This window comes from Halomonas sp. LMYGS-3 (genome assembly GCF_059509875.1).
On record NZ_JCAKFQ010000032.1, the window covers coordinates 20,351 to 34,974 of the forward strand.

Consider the following 14,624-nt stretch of genomic DNA (forward strand, 5'->3'; position numbering starts at 1 on the left):
ATCGCGTTCCGCGGCGCCGTCAGGCGGCGCCGGCGCCCCTCAGGCTACGTTGGAGCCAAAGTAGGCCTCGATGACCCGGGGGTCGTTACGTATCTCCTCGATGGTGCCCTCGACCATCACGCTGCCCTGGGCCAGCACGATCACCGGGTCGCAGAGCCGGGCGATCATGGCCATGTCGTGCTCGATCACCAGGAAGGTGTAACCCATCTCGCGGTTGAGGCGCTCGATGTTGCTCATCAGGTCGCCGAGCAGGGTGCGGTTGACCCCGGCGCCGATCTCGTCGAGCAGCACCACCCGGGCGTCGGTCATCATGGTGCGGCCGAGCTCGAGGAGCTTCTTCTGGCCGCCGGAGAGGTTGCCGGCCAGTTCGTTGCGCACGTGGTGCAGGCCGATGAAGTCGATCACCTCCAGGGCCTTGCGGCGCACTTCGGCCTCCTGCCGACGCACCAGGCCGGGTTTGAGCCAGGCGTCGAACAGCTCCTCGCCGGCCTGCCGGGGCGGCACCATCATCAGGTTCTCCAGCGCCGTCAGCCGGGAGAATTCGTGGGCGATCTGGAAGGTGCGCAGCAGCCCCTTGTGGAACAGCTCGTTGGCAGGCCGGCCGGTGATGTCCTCGCCGTCGAACAGCACCTGGCCTCGGTCCAGCGGCAGGGCGCCGGCGATGATGTTGAACAGGGTGGACTTGCCGGCCCCGTTGGGACCGATGAGCCCGGTGATCGAGCCCTCCTCCACCCGGATCGAGCAGTCGTCGATGACCTTGAGGCCACCGAACGCCTTGTGGACGTGTCGAACGTCGATGATGGCTGCCATGTTCCGTTCCACTGTTGTTGTCTGTCGCTGTTGCCCGCCGCTGGCGAGGCGTGGTGCCCGGGCGGCGTTGTCGCGCCGCGGGCCGCGGCATCATGGGCCGGCCGCAAACCGCCGCCCGATGGGGCGGCGGCGAGACGGCTCACGGTTCCTGACTGCTTTCCGCCAGGAAGGTGCGGCCGGCGGCGAAGGCGCCGACGATCACCAGGGCGCCGATGACCGGAATCAGGTAGCCGTCGACCTGCGGAATGGTCCGCAGGAACACGAAGGAGACGGCTGCGGGGGCCACGAAGCGCACCAGGAAGCGCCAGGTGGCGAACCAGGCCTCGCTGGTGCGCATCTCCTTCATGACTTCCGAATGGGTCAGGGCCCAGCCGGCGAACAGGGCGATCAGCAGGCCCCCCAGCGGCATGAAGATATTGGTCAGCAGCTCGATGAAGTCGAAGGCGCTGCGGCCGAACAGGGTGTGGAAGATCGTGCCCTCGGCCCACAGGTTGAAGCTGACCACGGTGAGCAGCCCCAGCGCCCAGCTCGCCACCACCATGAGGGCCACGGCCTGGGGGCGGGTGAGGTCGAAGCGCTCGACGAGGAAGGCGGCCACCGGTTCGATCAGCGAGATCGAGGAGCTGATCGCCGCCCCCAGCACCAGGATGAAGAAGACGCCGCCGATCAGTGCCCCGAGAGGCATCTCGGCGAAGGCCAGCGGCAGGGTGACGAACATCAGGCCGGGCCCCTGCCCGGGGCCAAGGCCGGCACCGAACACCAGCGAGAAGATCGCCAGGCCGGCGACCATGGCCACGGCGGTGTCGACGACGGCGATGGCGATGGCGGTACGGGTCAGCGAGGCCTCGCCGTCCATGTAGGCGCCGTAGGCCATGATCGCGCCCATGCCGAGGCTCAGGGTGAAGAACGACTGGCCCATGGCCTGCAGCCAGCCCTCGAGGCTCAAGTCGGCGAGGTTGAAGGTGAACAGGAAGCTGGCCGCCGCTCCGATGTCGCCGTTGGCGATACCGTAGAAGAGCACCACCAGCAGGATCACGAACAGCGACGGCATCAGGATGCGCAGGCCGCTCTCGATGCCCTTGTGGATGCCCATGCCGACGATCAGGCCGGAGGCGATGATGAACAGGGTGTGGTAGAGGGTCAGCAGGGCCGGTGAGGCGAGCAGGGCGTCGAAGCCCGCGCCGATGGTCTCGGCATCGGCGCCGACGAGCGAGCCGGTGAGCATCTGCCAGGTGTAGTGGATCGCCCAGCCGGCGATTACCGAATAGAAGCTGAGGATCAGGAAGGCCGAGGAGGCGCCCAGCCAACCGATCGACTCCCACGCTCGCGAGGTGCGATGGGTCCGGGTCAGGTGGCGCATGCCCATGATCGGGCTGCGGCGGCTGGCGCGGCCGAGCATGGTCTCGGCGATCAGGATCGGGATGCCCACGGCGAAGATGGTCAGGGCATAGACCAGGATGAAGGCCCCACCGCCGTTCTCGCCGGTGAGATAGGGAAAGCGCCATAGGTTGCCGAGCCCCACCGCCGATCCGACCGCGGCCAGCAGGAAGGTGCCTTTGTGTGTCCAGACGTTATGCGTGCTCATGGGAGTTCCGGATGTGCCTGATCGGCCTTGTGGGCCTTGGTGGACCCTGGAGTGAACTTTTGGACCCGAGTGCCCAGCGTCGGGGAGTGTGTGCCCCTGGGGTGGCGCCAACTTTGCGTCATCACCCGGGCGCCTGGCTAGTGGCCAAGCGTTTAGGGTGCGTTAAGGGGGCGCTATGGTATCGCCTCGAGGGATCAGTCCCGGGCGTCGTCGTCTTCGTGGGCATCGCGGTGTGGCTCCAGGGCCCGGCTGGCGTCGGGCAGGCGTACGGTGTCACCCAGGCAGAGCTTGCCATGGGACTTCAGGCGGCGGCCATTGCCGGCGGCGATCAGCGCCACCACCTCGCCGATGCTGGTGCCGTCGACATAGGCCTCGACCTTGACCCGCACGATGGCGCCCTCGTGGCGGGCCGAGAGGATATCGCCGGGCCCCGGTTCGGAGTATCCCGTGGGGTCCTGCGCGAAGTGGTGCATGACGCCGTCGGTACCCGGGTCGTCCCAGTCCACATGCTTGTGCATGACGCTGTCTCCTCTGCTGGGTATGGCGTGCGGTGGTCATGCCGACCCCGCTTCCCTGAGCCTAGCCGAGGGGACGGGAATGCCAAGGAGGCGTCGCGGACGGGTGGGCACAGCAAAAAGGCCCGCCGGGGAGGCGGGCCTGTCGAGGCATCCAGCGTCACTTCTTGCTGGCGCGCTTGCGTTCGTTCTCGGTGAGGTGCTTCTTGCGCAGGCGGATGTGGTGGGGAGTGATCTCGACGAGTTCGTCGTCGTCGAGGAACTCGATCGCCTGCTCGAGGGTGAACTTCACCGGCGGGGTCAGCACGATGTTCTCGTCGTTGCCCGAGGCACGCATGTTGTCGAGCTTCTTGCCCTTGGTGGGGTTGACGACCATGTCGTTGGCGCGGTTGTTGATGCCCACCAGCATGCCTTCGTAGACCTCGGTGCCGTGATCGATGATCAGCTTGCCGCGTTCCTGCAGGGCATAGAGGGCATAGGCCAGCGCCTTGCCGGGGACCATGGAGACCAGCACGCCGTTGCGACGCTCGATGGCGGCGTCGGGCTTGAGCGGGCCGTAGTGGTCGAAGCGGCTGGTGAGGATACCGGTGCCCGAGGTCAGGGTCATGAACTGGCCGCGGAAGCCGATCAGGCCGCGGGCGGGAATCATGAAGTCGAGGCGTACCCGGCCCTTGCCGTCGGGATTCATGTTGGTCAGCTCGCCCTTGCGGTAGCCGAGCTCCTCCATGATGGCGCCCTGGTGCTGCTCCTCGCAGTCGATGATGACCTCTTCGTAGGGCTCCTGCTTGACCCCGTCGATCTCGCGGATGATGACCTCGGGGCGGCCCACGGCCAGCTCGAAGCCCTCGCGGCGCATGGTCTCGATCAGCACCGAGAGGTGCAGCTCGCCGCGGCCGGAGACCTTGAACTTCTCCGGGGAGTCGCCCTGCACGACGCGCAGCGCCACGTTGTGGATCAGCTCCTGCTCGAGGCGATCCTTGATGTTGCGGCTGGTGACGAACTTGCCGTCCTTGCCGGCGAAGGGCGAGTCGTTGACCTGGAAGGTCATCGAGACGGTGGGCTCGTCGACCGACAGCGGCGGCAGTGCCTCGACGGCGACCGGGTCGCACAGGGTATCGGAGATCGACAGCGCGTCGATGCCGGTGATGCAGACGATGTCGCCGGCGGTGGCCTGCTCGGTCTGCACGCGCTCCAGGCCGAGGTGGGTCATCACCTGGCCGACCTTGCCCTTGCGGGTCTTGCCGTCGGTGCCCACGATCACGACCTGCTGGTTGGGCCGGACCGCACCGCGCTTGATGCGGCCCAGGCCGATGACGCCCACGTAGCTGTTGTAGTCCAGTGCCGAGATCTGCATCTGGAAGGGGCCGTCGAGCTCGACCTTGGGCGGCTCGACGATGTCGACGATGGCCTGGAACATGGGGGTCATGTCCTCGGCCAACTCCTCCGGGTCCATGCCGGCGATGCCGTTGAGGGCCGAGCAGTAGATGATCGGGAAGTCGAGCTGCTCGTCGGTGGCGCCGAGGTTGTCGAACAGGTCGAAGATCTGGTCGATGACCCAGTCGGGACGGGCGCCGGGGCGGTCGATCTTGTTGACCACCACGATCGGCTTCAAGCCCTGGTCGAAGGCCTTCTGGGTCACGAAACGGGTCTGCGGCATGGGGCCGTCGACGGCGTCGACCAGCAGCAGCACCGAGTCGACCATCGACATCACGCGCTCGACCTCGCCACCGAAGTCGGCGTGTCCCGGGGTATCGACGATATTGATGTGATAGGGGGTGCCGGAGGCATCTTCCCAGCGGATCGCGGTGTTCTTCGCCAGGATGGTGATGCCGCGTTCCTTCTCCTGGTCATTGGAGTCCATGATGCGCTCCTGCCCCTCGGCCTTGCGGTCCAGGGTACCGGACTGGCTGAGGAGCTTGTCGACCAGAGTGGTCTTGCCGTGGTCGACGTGGGCGATGATGGCAATGTTGCGAAGTTTCTCGATCACGACGCGATCCTGCTGGGAAAAAGTGGGGACGCATTATAAAGCGAGGGCGGCGGGCCCTACCAGCTCTGTCGGCGGTTATCGCGTGACTCGAACGCCGGGGCAAGGGAATTCAGGGGCTTGGCGAGGGGCGATTTCGGCATCGCAGCGCCGAAATCGTCCCTTCTGCCACCTGGGCGGCGGAAAGGGCCGCCGCCGGGGCGTCCCGGGTCAGGTCCCGTCGGCGGCCAGGCGCTGCTTGACCCGGCCGAAGGCCGCCAGGGCGAACTCCAGGTCGTCGCGGCTGAAGGCCGCCGACATCTGGGTGCGGATGCGGGCCTTGCCCTTCGGTACCACGGGGTAGGAGAAGGCGGTGACATAGATGCCCTCCTCGAGCATGGCCTCGGCGAAGCGTCCGGCGACGGCGGCGTCGTGCAGCATCACCGGCACGATGGGGTGCTCGCCGGGCAGCAGCTCGAAGCCCAGCCGCTCGAGCCCCTCGCGGAAGATCGCGGTGTTGTCATTGAGACGGTCGCGCAGCTCGCCCGACTCGGCGGCCAGCTCCAGCGCCTTCAGGGCGCCGGCCACCACCGGCGGGGCGACGGTGTTGGAGAACAGGTAGGGGCGCGACCGCTGACGCAGGAGCTCGATCACTTCGCGGCGGCCGCTGGTGTAGCCGCCGCTGGCGCCGCCCAGAGCCTTGCCCAGGGTGCCGGTGGTGATGTCCACTCGGTCCATGCAGCCCAGGCGCTCGTGGGTGCCGCGCCCGCCGGCGCCGAGGAAGCCGGTGGCGTGGCAGTCGTCGAAGTGCACCAGAGCGCCATGGCGCTCGGCCAGGTCGCAGATCGCGTCGAGCGGGGCGATGTAGCCGTCCATGGAGAAGACGCCGTCGCTGGTGATCAGCTTGAAGCGAGCGCCGTCGCGGTCGGCGGCCTGCAGCTGGGCCTCGAGGTCGGCCATGTCGCGGTTGCGGTAGCGGTAGCGCTTGGCCTTGGAGAGCCGGATGCCGTCGATGATGCTGGCGTGGTTGAGCTCGTCGGAGATCACCGCGTCCTCCGGCCCCAGCAGTGTCTCGAACAGCCCGCCGTTGGCGTCGAAGCAGGAGGGGTAGAGGATGGTGTCCTCGGTGCCGAGGAAGTCGCTCAAGCGCTGCTCCAGCTGCTTGTGCTGGGTCTGGGTGCCACAGATGAAGCGCACCGAGGCCATGCCGTAGCCCCACTGGGCGAGGCCCTCCGCGGCGGCGGCATTGACCGCCGGGTGCTGGGCCAGGCCCAGGTAGTTGTTGGCGCACAGGTTGAGCACCTCGCGGCCTGCGCCCAGGCCGACATGGGCCCCCTGGGGGGTGGTCAGCTGGCGCTCGTGCTTGTAGAGCCCGGCCGATGCGATGGCGTCGAGCTCGTCGCGCAGGTGGCGCTGAAAGTTGCCGTACATGGTGTTACTCCCAGTTGAGGACGACCTTGCTCGCTTCCCCGCTCAGCATGGCATCGAAGCCCTGCTGGAACTCGGTGCAGGGCAGCCGGTGGGTGATCACCGGCGAGATGTCGAGCCCGGAGTCGACCATCACCGACATCTTGTACCAGGTCTCGTACATCTCGCGACCGTAGATCCCCTTCAGCGTCAGCATGTTGAAGATCACGGTGTTCCAGTCGATGGCCATCTCCCCGCTGGGGATGCCGAGCATCGCCACCTTGCCGCCATGGCACATGTTGGCCAGCATGTCGCGGAAGGCGGCGGGGCTGCCGGACATCTCGAGCCCCACGTCGAAGCCCTCGCTGAGCCCCAGGTCGCGCTGCACCTCGGCCAGGCTCTCCTCGCGCACGTCGACCGTGCGCGTGGCACCCAGGCGGGCGGCCAGGGCCAGGCGCCCGGGGTTGAGGTCGGTGATCACCACGTGACGCGCCCCGGCATGGCGGCACACCGCCGCGGCCATGGCACCGATCGGCCCGGCACCGGTGATCAGCACGTCCTCGCCGAGCAGGTCGTACTGCAGGGCGGTGTGCACGGCGTTGCCCAACGGGTCGAACAGCGCCGCCACGTCGAGGTCGATGCCGGGCCGGTGCTCCCAGACGTTGGACATGGGCAGGGCCACGTACTCGGCGAAGGCGCCGGGGCGGTTCACGCCGATGCCGCTGGTATGGGCGCAGAGGTGGCGCCGGCCCGCCAGGCAGTTGCGGCAGCGGCCGCACACCACGTGGCCCTCGCCGGAGACGAGCTGCCCGGGGTGGAAGTCGTTGACGTTGGACCCCACCTCGACGATCTCGCCGACGAATTCGTGGCCCACCACCATGGGCACGGGGATGGTCTTCTGTGCCCAGCTGTCCCAGTTGTAGATGTGGACGTCGGTGCCGCAGATGGCGGTGCGCTTGACCCGGATCAGCACATCATTGATGCCGATCTCGGGGTCGGGAACCTCTTCCAGCCACAGGCCCGGTGCGGCCTCTCGCTTGACCAGTGCTTTCATGACCCTACCCCCTTCCTGGATATGTGTGCATCGGGGCCCTGGCAATCCGTCGCAAGGCGTTTAGTATGAAGGAACCATTTCCAGTATCGCAGAACAATTCCGTTATACAAGATTAATTTCTCTCATAGTGGATTCTTGTCGTGAGTGGGGCGGGTCTGGGGTTCCCCGACGAGGAAGCACACTGACAGGGCCGCACGAAAAAAGAGGTGCCTCGATTGAACGGTAGAACAGTCACTCGGGATCAGCACGGCGATGTGGGCAGTCAGGTACTATCCAGCCGCGTCACCGAGCTGCGCAAGAAACGCAACCTGACCCTGGAGCAGCTGGCGGCCGCCTCGGGGGTCAGCCGCTCGATGCTCAGCCAGATCGAACGGGGACGGGCCAATCCCACCCTGGCGGTGACCCTGCGTATCGCCCAGGCCTTCGGGCTGAGCATCCGGGAGCTGGTGGACGAGCCCTGGACTGCCTCGCGGATCGAGATCGTGCGCAGTGACGATGCCAACCAGATGTTTCGCGACGACCCGGAGTGCCGGATCCGCACGCTTTCGCCGCTGCATCTGGAGAAGAACGTGGAGTTCTACGAGCTGCGCATCGCGCCCCGCGCCCGCCTCCACAGCGCGCCACACTTCGAGGGCACCCGCGAGCTCCTGACGCTCACCCGGGGGAATGCCCGGGTGCAGGCCGGCGACAGCTGTTGCGAGCTGAGCCCGGGGGATTCGGCCCACTACCACGCCGATCTGGAGCACACCATCGAGAACGTCAGCGACGAGGAGCTGGTGGGCTTTCTGGTCGTGACCTATGAGTGAGGGTCGGGCGTTGCGGCGTCAACCGAAGCGGGTCTGTACCCGCGCCTGACAGGCCCGTAGCCGCTCCAGCAGCTCGGGGAGGGCCGAGGTGTCCAGCGAGGGGTCGAAGCCGCCGATGCGATCGAACCACTGCCGCGCCACGCACAGGGTATCGTTGGGTGGGGTGCGGCTCAGCCAGTGCCACAGGCGGGTCGCGGGGCCGCGGGGGCGCGAGGGCAGGACCAGGACATCCCAGGCATGATGCTCGATCCGCTCGATGACCGCGGTCAGCCAGTCGGTGGACGCGGCGGGGAGGGTCGGTCCGGGAAAGACCAGTACCATGCCCTGGCTGCGGGCCACCGCGGCATTCAGGCGGCCGCCCAGGGGCTCGCTTGCGCATGGGAGCAGGCGGGCACCGAAGCGATTGGCGAGTCCCGGTAGCCGTGGGTCTCCCGTATCGTCGACCAGCAGCAGCTCGATATGCCCGTTTCGATCCTGCAACAGCCGACGCAGAGCCGCCAGGCGCCTCGGCAGAGCCGTGCCCGTCGAACGTGCATCGAGGAAAAGGCTGCAGGCGAACATGCTCGGGCGCACTCCGCGGGCTGGACACCAGACCATGGCGCCGGGGCTGAAACGCGGGCGTTCCCGATCCGGAGCCTTCGTGTAATAGAGTGTAGTTTTTGGTTGTTAAGCGTATCAATATGTTTCCGATATGGAATTCCTGGGATCGGAAGAGGACTTCTGCCCTGTTAGGGCATGAGCCGTGCCCTCAACCAGGCGGGATGGCGGAGCAGGGTGTCGGCAATGCATTGATTTGGTGCTTTCCGGTAGTTTGTCGCACCATTTTGGTGCCTGAGTGGTGGGGTGAGAGGCCCTCCCGGGTGTGTGATGACTGGCATGGTGCAGAGGGGTGCTTCATGATGCATGAAAAAAACCAATATAATCAATTTATTGTCGTAGATACACGCCATGCTGGTGCATTTCTGGCACGCTGCCTGCATTGATTTGGCCAGCGCCATGTTCGTGCGTGGCGGTCGTGGGCAGGGTGCCCGCGACGTGCTAAAACTCTCGCTGGGACGACCAGCGCCAGTGGATCATCATCCAAACTTATCGAGCCAAGCTCACCAGTGGAGGACATCATGTCTGCCAAGACTCTCGCCCTGATTGAAGAACACGACGTCAAGTGGGTCGACCTGCGCTTCACCGATACCCGTGGCAAGGAGCAGCACGTCAGCATCCCTGCGCGCGACGTCGACGAGGAATTTTTCGAGAATGGCCAGATGTTCGATGGTTCCTCCATCTCGGGCTGGAAAGGCATCAACGAGTCGGACATGATCCTGCGGCCGGAAGATGGCACCGCCTTCCTCGACCCCTTCACCGAAGACGCCACCCTGGTGCTGCGCTGCGACATCATCGAGCCGGCCACCATGCAGGGCTACGAACGGGATCCGCGCTCCATTGCCAAGCGTGCCGAGGCCTACCTGCAGTCCAGTGGCCTGGGCGACACCGCCTTCTTCGGTCCCGAGCCCGAGTTCTTCATCTTCGACGAGGTGCACTGGAAGGCCGACATCGAAGGCGCCATGTACAGGATCTCCTCCGAGGAGGGGGCCTGGGCCACCGACCGTCCCATCGAAGGCGGCAACCTGGCGCACCGTCCGCGCGTCAAGGGTGGCTACTTCCCGGTGCCGCCGGTGGACAGCTTCCACGACATCCGCGGCGCCATGTGTAACACCCTGGAGGCCATCGGCCAGACCGTCGAGGTGCACCACCACGAGGTGGCCAACGCCGGCCAGAACGAGATCGGCGTCAAGTTCAACACTCTGGTGAAGAAGGCCGACGAGCTTCAGGAGATGAAGTACGTCGTGCACAACGTGGCACACGCCTACGGCAAGACCGCGACCTTCATGCCCAAGCCGCTGGTCGGCGACAACGGCAGCGGCATGCACGTCCACCAGTCGTTCTGGAAGGATGGCGTCAACCAGTTCGCCGGTGACGAGTACGCCGGCCTCTCCGAGATGGCGCTCTACTACATCGGCGGCATCATCAAGCACGCCCGTGCCCTGAACGCCTTCACCAACGCTTCCACCAACTCCTACAAGCGTCTGGTACCGGGCTTCGAGGCGCCGGTCATGCTGGCCTACAGCGCCCGCAACCGCTCCGCCTCCATCCGCATTCCCTACACCGCCAGCCCCAAGGGCAAGCGCGTCGAGTGCCGCTTCCCGGATCCGACCGCCAACCCCTACCTGGCCTTCGCGGCGATGCTGATGGCCGGTATCGACGGCATCAAGAACAAGATCCATCCGGGCGATGCCATGGACAAGAACCTCTATGACCTGCCGCCGGAAGAGGGCAAGGCCGTGCCCACCGTGGCGAGCGGCCTGGATCAGGCTCTGGAGGCACTGGATGCCGACCGTGCCTTCCTCACCGAGGGTGGCGTCTTCACCGACGACATGATCGATGCCTACATCGAGCTGAAGATGGAAGACGTGGAGCGGATCCGCATGTCCACTCACCCGATCGAGTTCGACATGTACTACAGCTGCTGAGCAGGACAGCGGGACGGCGGCCCTGAGGGGTCGCCTCCCGCTTCGTGCGTTGAGCGAAAAAGGGGTTCCGCCATGGCGGAACCCCTTCTTGTCGTTCACTATCCAATGGCCATGTCGGGTAGCCGGGCGCGAGCCGGCGCACGATCGAAGAGGCTGCCCGGCGATAGAGGGCGCCACCGCAGGGGGATAGTCATGAACATGCGTCTCGTCATCCTGGTTCTCGGTGTCTGCCTGCCCGTGACGGCAGCGGCCACCACCGTCTATCGCACCACCGATGCCCAGGGCAACGTGGTCTTCACCGACGATCCCGAACGCGGCGGAGAGGAGGTCGAACTGACACCGCTCACCGTGGTGCCCTCCCGCGAGGTGCGCCAGGAGCAGGCCGTGCCGCGGGTCGACGGCAGCCGTGCCGCGGCGGTCGGTGCCTCGCCGGGGCAGCCCTTCATGCCCTACGACAGCTTCCGGATCCTGGCGCCGGGGCATGAGGAGACGCTGCCCACCGGCTATGCCGGCAATGTCCAGGTGGAACTCGGCATCGAGCCCGAACTGCGCGAGGACCATCGCGTGCGGCTGTTGCTGGATGGCCGGGTCAGCCAGTCGGCCATGCACACCAATGCCTTCATGCTCACCAACCTCGATCGCGGCGAGCATGTCTTGCAGGCCGAACTGCTCGATGCCAGCGGCGAGGTCCGCCATCGCACGTCGCCGGTGACCCTCTACGTGCAGCGGGCCAGCGTCAACCTGCCCCAGAACCCCAACCGCCCCGATTAGCTGCCCCCTCGCCGGGCACCCCGGCCGTTGTGCCCGGACGGCAGCCCGAGGCCCTGTCGTGACGTGACGCGTGACGACCGGCCCCTTGATCCCATGGATCGTGCCGAGCGGATTCGCCGGAGCGTCGACCTGGAGTTTCAATCCCTCGATCGCGAGGAGCGCCGCCGCGAGAGGCGCCGCCTCGAGCGGCGGTCGTCCGCCGCGGGCGATGCCGAGAAGCCCCGCTTCGAGCGACGGCCCAAGCGCCGCTTCGACAGCGAGCGACGCTTCGCCCCACGTCATCCCTGACGGCTCGTTTGCTGGCGTGCCTCGGCGGCCCATTCCCGTTGCTGGTGCAAGAGGAGGGTAGCCTGTCTCGCTTTCGTGCGTCGCCTCGCGGCATGCACTATTGTGGTGCACTAAAGGGGTGCGTGATGGCACCGAAACGGCGCCAGGGCGCTCGTGCCGGTGCTGGCGCGCTTCTTGCAGCGCTATTGGCAGTACGCCGTGCCGCCCCGGGCAGGGCGACCGAGAGCCGAAGAGGTCACTGCCCCTCCATGGACGGTGAGCGGGACAATGCCATGAGTCGAGAAGGCCTGATGTATCAACGCTTGATGGAGCACCTGACCACGGCGGTGCTGTTGCTGGACGGCGAGTTGCGCCTGTGCTGGATGAACCCCTCGGCCGAGGCCCTGCTGGCCGTCAGCCTGAGCCGGGTCGCGGGCGTCGAGTTCACCAGCGTGGTGGGCAGGGGCAGCGATATCGAGGAGGTGCTGGACAAGGCCCGGGCCGAGTTCCACCCCTTCACCCAGCGGGAGGCGCGATTGGTGATCGGTGGCGAGTCACTCACGGTGGACTACACGGTCACGCCACTCAGCTCCGATGAGCTGCTGCTGGAGATCGAACCGCGCGACCGGCTGATGCGCATCTCCCGCGAGGAGGCCCTGCTGAGTCGCCAGGAAACCATCAAGGTGCTGGCCCGCGGGCTGGCCCACGAGGTCAAGAACCCGCTGGGGGGGATCCGTGGCGCCGCCCAACTGCTGGAGCGCGACCTCGACGACCCCGGGCTCAGGGAGTTCACCCATATCATCGTCGAGGAGGTCGACCGCCTGCGCGACCTGGTCGACTCCATGCTGGGCCCCAACCGGGTCACTCGCCATGAGCCGCTGAACATTCACAAGGTGCTGGAGCGCGTGCGTTCGCTGCTGGCCGTCGAGCGGCCCGGGGTGGAGATCGAGCGCGACTACGATCCCAGCCTGCCCGACCTCGCCGGCGACGAGTCGCAGATGATCCAGGCGACACTCAACGTGGCGCGCAATGCCGTGGAGGCGATGACCGAAGCCGGCATTCCCGAGCCCCGTCTGGTCCTGCGCACCCGGGCCCGTCGCCAGTTCACCCTGGGCGCCGAGCGTCATCGGCTGGTCTGCGAGGTCGCCATCATCGACAACGGGCCCGGCATCCCCGAGGCGCTGCGCGAGACGCTGTTCTACCCGATGGTCTCGGGACGGGCCGACGGCAGCGGTCTGGGCCTGTCCATCGCCCAGTCGATCCTGCACCAGCACCAGGGGTTGATCGAGTGTGACTCCTCGCCCGGCCGTACCGAATTCCGATTGCTGATTCCGCTGGAGAAGCGCCATGACTGATGCCGCACGTGTCGTGATCGTCGACGATGACCGCGCCATTCGCTGGGTGCTGGAGCGCGCCCTGGCCCAGCCCGACCTGGAGGTCGAGTGCATCGAGCGCGCCGATACCGCCCTCGGGCGTCTGCTCGACGATCCCCCCGACGTGCTGGTCACCGATATCCGCATGCCGGGTATCGACGGCCTGGACCTGATGTCGCGGGTGCGCGAGGCCCACCCCGATCTGCCGGTCATCGTGATGACCGCCCACTCCGACCTCGAGAGCGCCGTCGCCTCCTACCAGGGCGGGGCCTTCGAGTACCTGCCCAAGCCCTTCGATGTCGACGAGGCACTGGCCCTGGTGCGCCGCGCCGTGGCCCATGCCCGCGAGCGCAAGCGCCCGGTGAGCGTGCCCGAGGGGCTCGACGCCGAGATCATCGGCGAGGCGCCGGCGATGCAGGAGGTGTTCCGCGCCATCGGCCGGTTGTCGCACTCCCACATCACGGTATTGATCAACGGCGAGTCGGGGACCGGCAAGGAGCGGGTCGCCCGTGCCCTGCATCAGCACAGTCCGCGGGGCGGCCAGCCCTTCATCGCGCTGAACATGGCAGCGATCCCGCGTGATCTGATCGAGTCGGAGCTGTTCGGTCACGAGAAGGGGGCGTTCACCGGCGCCACCGCCCAGCGTCAGGGGCGCTTCGAGCAGGCCAACGGCGGCACCCTGTTCCTCGACGAGATCGGTGACATGCCCGCCGAGACCCAGACGCGGCTGCTGCGGGTGCTGGCCGATGGCGAATTCTATCGCGTCGGCGGCCACACCCCGGTGAAGGTGGACGTGCGGATCATCGCCGCCACCCACCAGAACCTCGAGACGCTGGTGGACGACGGGCGCTTCCGCGAGGATCTCTTCCACCGCCTTAACGTGATCCGGGTGCACCTGCCGAAGCTTGCCGAGCGGCGCGAGGACATCCCGCGGCTGGCGCGTCACTTCCTGGCCGAGGCGGCCAAGGAGCTCTCGACCGACGTCAAGGTGCTGACCCCCGAGGCCGAGGAGCACCTGACTCGGCTCTCCTGGCCGGGCAATGTGCGCCAGCTCGAGAACACCTGTCGCTGGCTGACGGTGATGGCCTCGGGCCGCGAGGTGCTGATCGAGGACCTGCCGCCGGAGCTGCGCGACGGCAGTGGCGGCGAGGCCGCCACCGGCGACTGGCGCGCCGCCTTCCGCGACTGGGCCGACCGGGCACTGGCCGCCGGCCACACCCACCTGCTGGAAGAGGCGGTGCCGGACTTCGAGCGGATCCTGATCGAGACGGCGCTCAAGCACACCGGGGGCCGCAAGGGCGAGGCCGCCGAGCTGCTGGGCTGGGGGCGCAATACGCTCACCCGCAAGCTCAAGACGCTGCTGCCGGCACTGGCCGACGGCGACTGAGCCTGGGGAATCTTCACGTTTTTCTCGACATTGGCAGCTTGTTCGCCGAAAACTGTTTAGGGTTGCACCCTCTTGTCGGCACAGAAACTCGGCGGCCGCCTATACTCAGCGCTGGTGCCAGAGGCGCAGCCGTCGTCTTTTTGGAGGTCCGTCCCCGTCCG

Annotated in this window: 13 protein-coding genes; 6 read left to right on the top strand and 7 right to left on the bottom strand. The window is 66.8% G+C overall.

Going from position 1 to position 14,624, the window contains the following annotated elements:
• Nucleotides 1-39: 39 nt before the first annotated feature.
• The 6 genes from AC5W54_RS19965 to tdh form a co-directional block, all read right to left on the bottom strand.
• Nucleotides 40-810 carry an ABC transporter ATP-binding protein gene (locus AC5W54_RS19965; protein WP_495963852.1) on the bottom strand — a complete coding sequence of 257 codons (771 nt, stop codon included), beginning with the start codon at nucleotides 808-810 and terminating at the stop codon, nucleotides 40-42.
• Nucleotides 811-949: 139 nt separating this feature from the next.
• Nucleotides 950-2,395 carry a sodium-dependent transporter gene (locus AC5W54_RS19970; protein WP_495963853.1) on the bottom strand — a complete coding sequence of 482 codons (1,446 nt, stop codon included), beginning with the start codon at nucleotides 2,393-2,395 and terminating at the stop codon, nucleotides 950-952.
• Nucleotides 2,396-2,589: 194 nt separating this feature from the next.
• The gene (locus tag AC5W54_RS19975) at nucleotides 2,590-2,913 is read right to left on the bottom strand and encodes a hypothetical protein (RefSeq protein ID WP_495963854.1); all 324 of its coding nucleotides are present in this window, start codon (nucleotides 2,911-2,913) and stop codon (nucleotides 2,590-2,592) included.
• A gap of 157 nt (nucleotides 2,914-3,070) precedes the next feature.
• Entirely contained in the window at nucleotides 3,071-4,897 is a 1,827-nt protein-coding gene (typA, locus tag AC5W54_RS19980; RefSeq protein ID WP_495963855.1) for a translational GTPase TypA, read from the bottom strand.
• Nucleotides 4,898-5,104: 207 nt separating this feature from the next.
• Nucleotides 5,105-6,304, bottom strand: coding sequence for a glycine C-acetyltransferase (gene kbl, locus AC5W54_RS19985; RefSeq protein WP_495963856.1), 1,200 nt, complete (start codon nucleotides 6,302-6,304; stop codon nucleotides 5,105-5,107).
• 4 nt (nucleotides 6,305-6,308) lie between these two features.
• Nucleotides 6,309-7,334: an L-threonine 3-dehydrogenase gene (tdh, locus tag AC5W54_RS19990; RefSeq protein ID WP_495963857.1), complete on the bottom strand. Its 1,026-nt coding sequence runs from the start codon at nucleotides 7,332-7,334 to the stop codon at nucleotides 6,309-6,311.
• 215 nt (nucleotides 7,335-7,549) lie between these two features.
• Between tdh and AC5W54_RS19995 the strand changes: the two genes are divergently transcribed.
• Complete coding sequence (locus AC5W54_RS19995; RefSeq protein WP_495963858.1) at nucleotides 7,550-8,140, top strand: helix-turn-helix domain-containing protein; 591 nt, start codon at nucleotides 7,550-7,552, stop codon at nucleotides 8,138-8,140.
• Between the two features lie 18 nt (nucleotides 8,141-8,158).
• On the opposite strand, the gene AC5W54_RS20000 is transcribed toward AC5W54_RS19995, so the two are convergent.
• The gene (locus tag AC5W54_RS20000) at nucleotides 8,159-8,701 is read right to left on the bottom strand and encodes a glycosyltransferase family protein (RefSeq protein ID WP_495963859.1); all 543 of its coding nucleotides are present in this window, start codon (nucleotides 8,699-8,701) and stop codon (nucleotides 8,159-8,161) included.
• Nucleotides 8,702-9,258: 557 nt separating this feature from the next.
• On the opposite strand from AC5W54_RS20000, the gene glnA reads away from it, so the two are divergent.
• The 5 genes from glnA to ntrC all read left to right on the top strand — a co-directional run bounded on the left by glnA (nucleotide 9,259) and on the right by ntrC (nucleotide 14,463).
• Entirely contained in the window at nucleotides 9,259-10,665 is a 1,407-nt protein-coding gene (gene glnA, locus AC5W54_RS20005; protein WP_495963860.1) for a glutamate--ammonia ligase, read from the top strand.
• 192 nt (nucleotides 10,666-10,857) lie between these two features.
• Complete coding sequence (locus AC5W54_RS20010; RefSeq protein WP_495963861.1) at nucleotides 10,858-11,436, top strand: DUF4124 domain-containing protein; 579 nt, start codon at nucleotides 10,858-10,860, stop codon at nucleotides 11,434-11,436.
• Nucleotides 11,437-11,499: 63 nt separating this feature from the next.
• Nucleotides 11,500-11,724: a hypothetical protein gene (locus AC5W54_RS20015; protein ID WP_495963862.1), complete on the top strand. Its 225-nt coding sequence runs from the start codon at nucleotides 11,500-11,502 to the stop codon at nucleotides 11,722-11,724.
• A gap of 290 nt (nucleotides 11,725-12,014) precedes the next feature.
• Entirely contained in the window at nucleotides 12,015-13,058 is a 1,044-nt protein-coding gene (glnL, locus tag AC5W54_RS20020; RefSeq protein ID WP_495963864.1) for a nitrogen regulation protein NR(II), read from the top strand.
• Nucleotides 13,051-14,463 (top strand): nitrogen regulation protein NR(I), encoded by a 1,413-nt coding sequence (gene ntrC / locus AC5W54_RS20025; protein ID WP_495963863.1) that lies wholly within the window; start codon nucleotides 13,051-13,053, stop codon nucleotides 14,461-14,463. The genes glnL and ntrC overlap by 8 nt, the downstream gene beginning before the upstream one ends.
• The last annotated feature ends 161 nt before the right edge of the window (nucleotides 14,464-14,624 follow it).

What these genes read in the sequence shown, in the direction of transcription:
- AC5W54_RS20010 (WP_495963861.1), top strand. Translation starts at nt 10,858, where the DNA reads ATGAACATGCGTCTCGTCATCCTGGTTCTCGGTGTCTGCCTGCCCGTG.
- glnL (WP_495963864.1), top strand. Translation starts at nt 12,015, where the DNA reads ATGTATCAACGCTTGATGGAGCACCTGACCACGGCGGTGCTGTTGCTG.
- tdh (WP_495963857.1), bottom strand. Translation starts at nt 7,334, where the DNA reads ATGAAAGCACTGGTCAAGCGAGAGGCCGCACCGGGCCTGTGGCTGGAA.
- ntrC (WP_495963863.1), top strand. Translation starts at nt 13,051, where the DNA reads ATGACTGATGCCGCACGTGTCGTGATCGTCGACGATGACCGCGCCATT.
- AC5W54_RS20000 (WP_495963859.1), bottom strand. Translation starts at nt 8,701, where the DNA reads ATGTTCGCCTGCAGCCTTTTCCTCGATGCACGTTCGACGGGCACGGCT.
- AC5W54_RS19975 (WP_495963854.1), bottom strand. Translation starts at nt 2,913, where the DNA reads ATGCACAAGCATGTGGACTGGGACGACCCGGGTACCGACGGCGTCATG.
- AC5W54_RS19965 (WP_495963852.1), bottom strand. Translation starts at nt 810, where the DNA reads ATGGCAGCCATCATCGACGTTCGACACGTCCACAAGGCGTTCGGTGGC.
- AC5W54_RS19970 (WP_495963853.1), bottom strand. Translation starts at nt 2,395, where the DNA reads ATGAGCACGCATAACGTCTGGACACACAAAGGCACCTTCCTGCTGGCC.
- kbl (WP_495963856.1), bottom strand. Translation starts at nt 6,304, where the DNA reads ATGTACGGCAACTTTCAGCGCCACCTGCGCGACGAGCTCGACGCCATC.
- glnA (WP_495963860.1), top strand. Translation starts at nt 9,259, where the DNA reads ATGTCTGCCAAGACTCTCGCCCTGATTGAAGAACACGACGTCAAGTGG.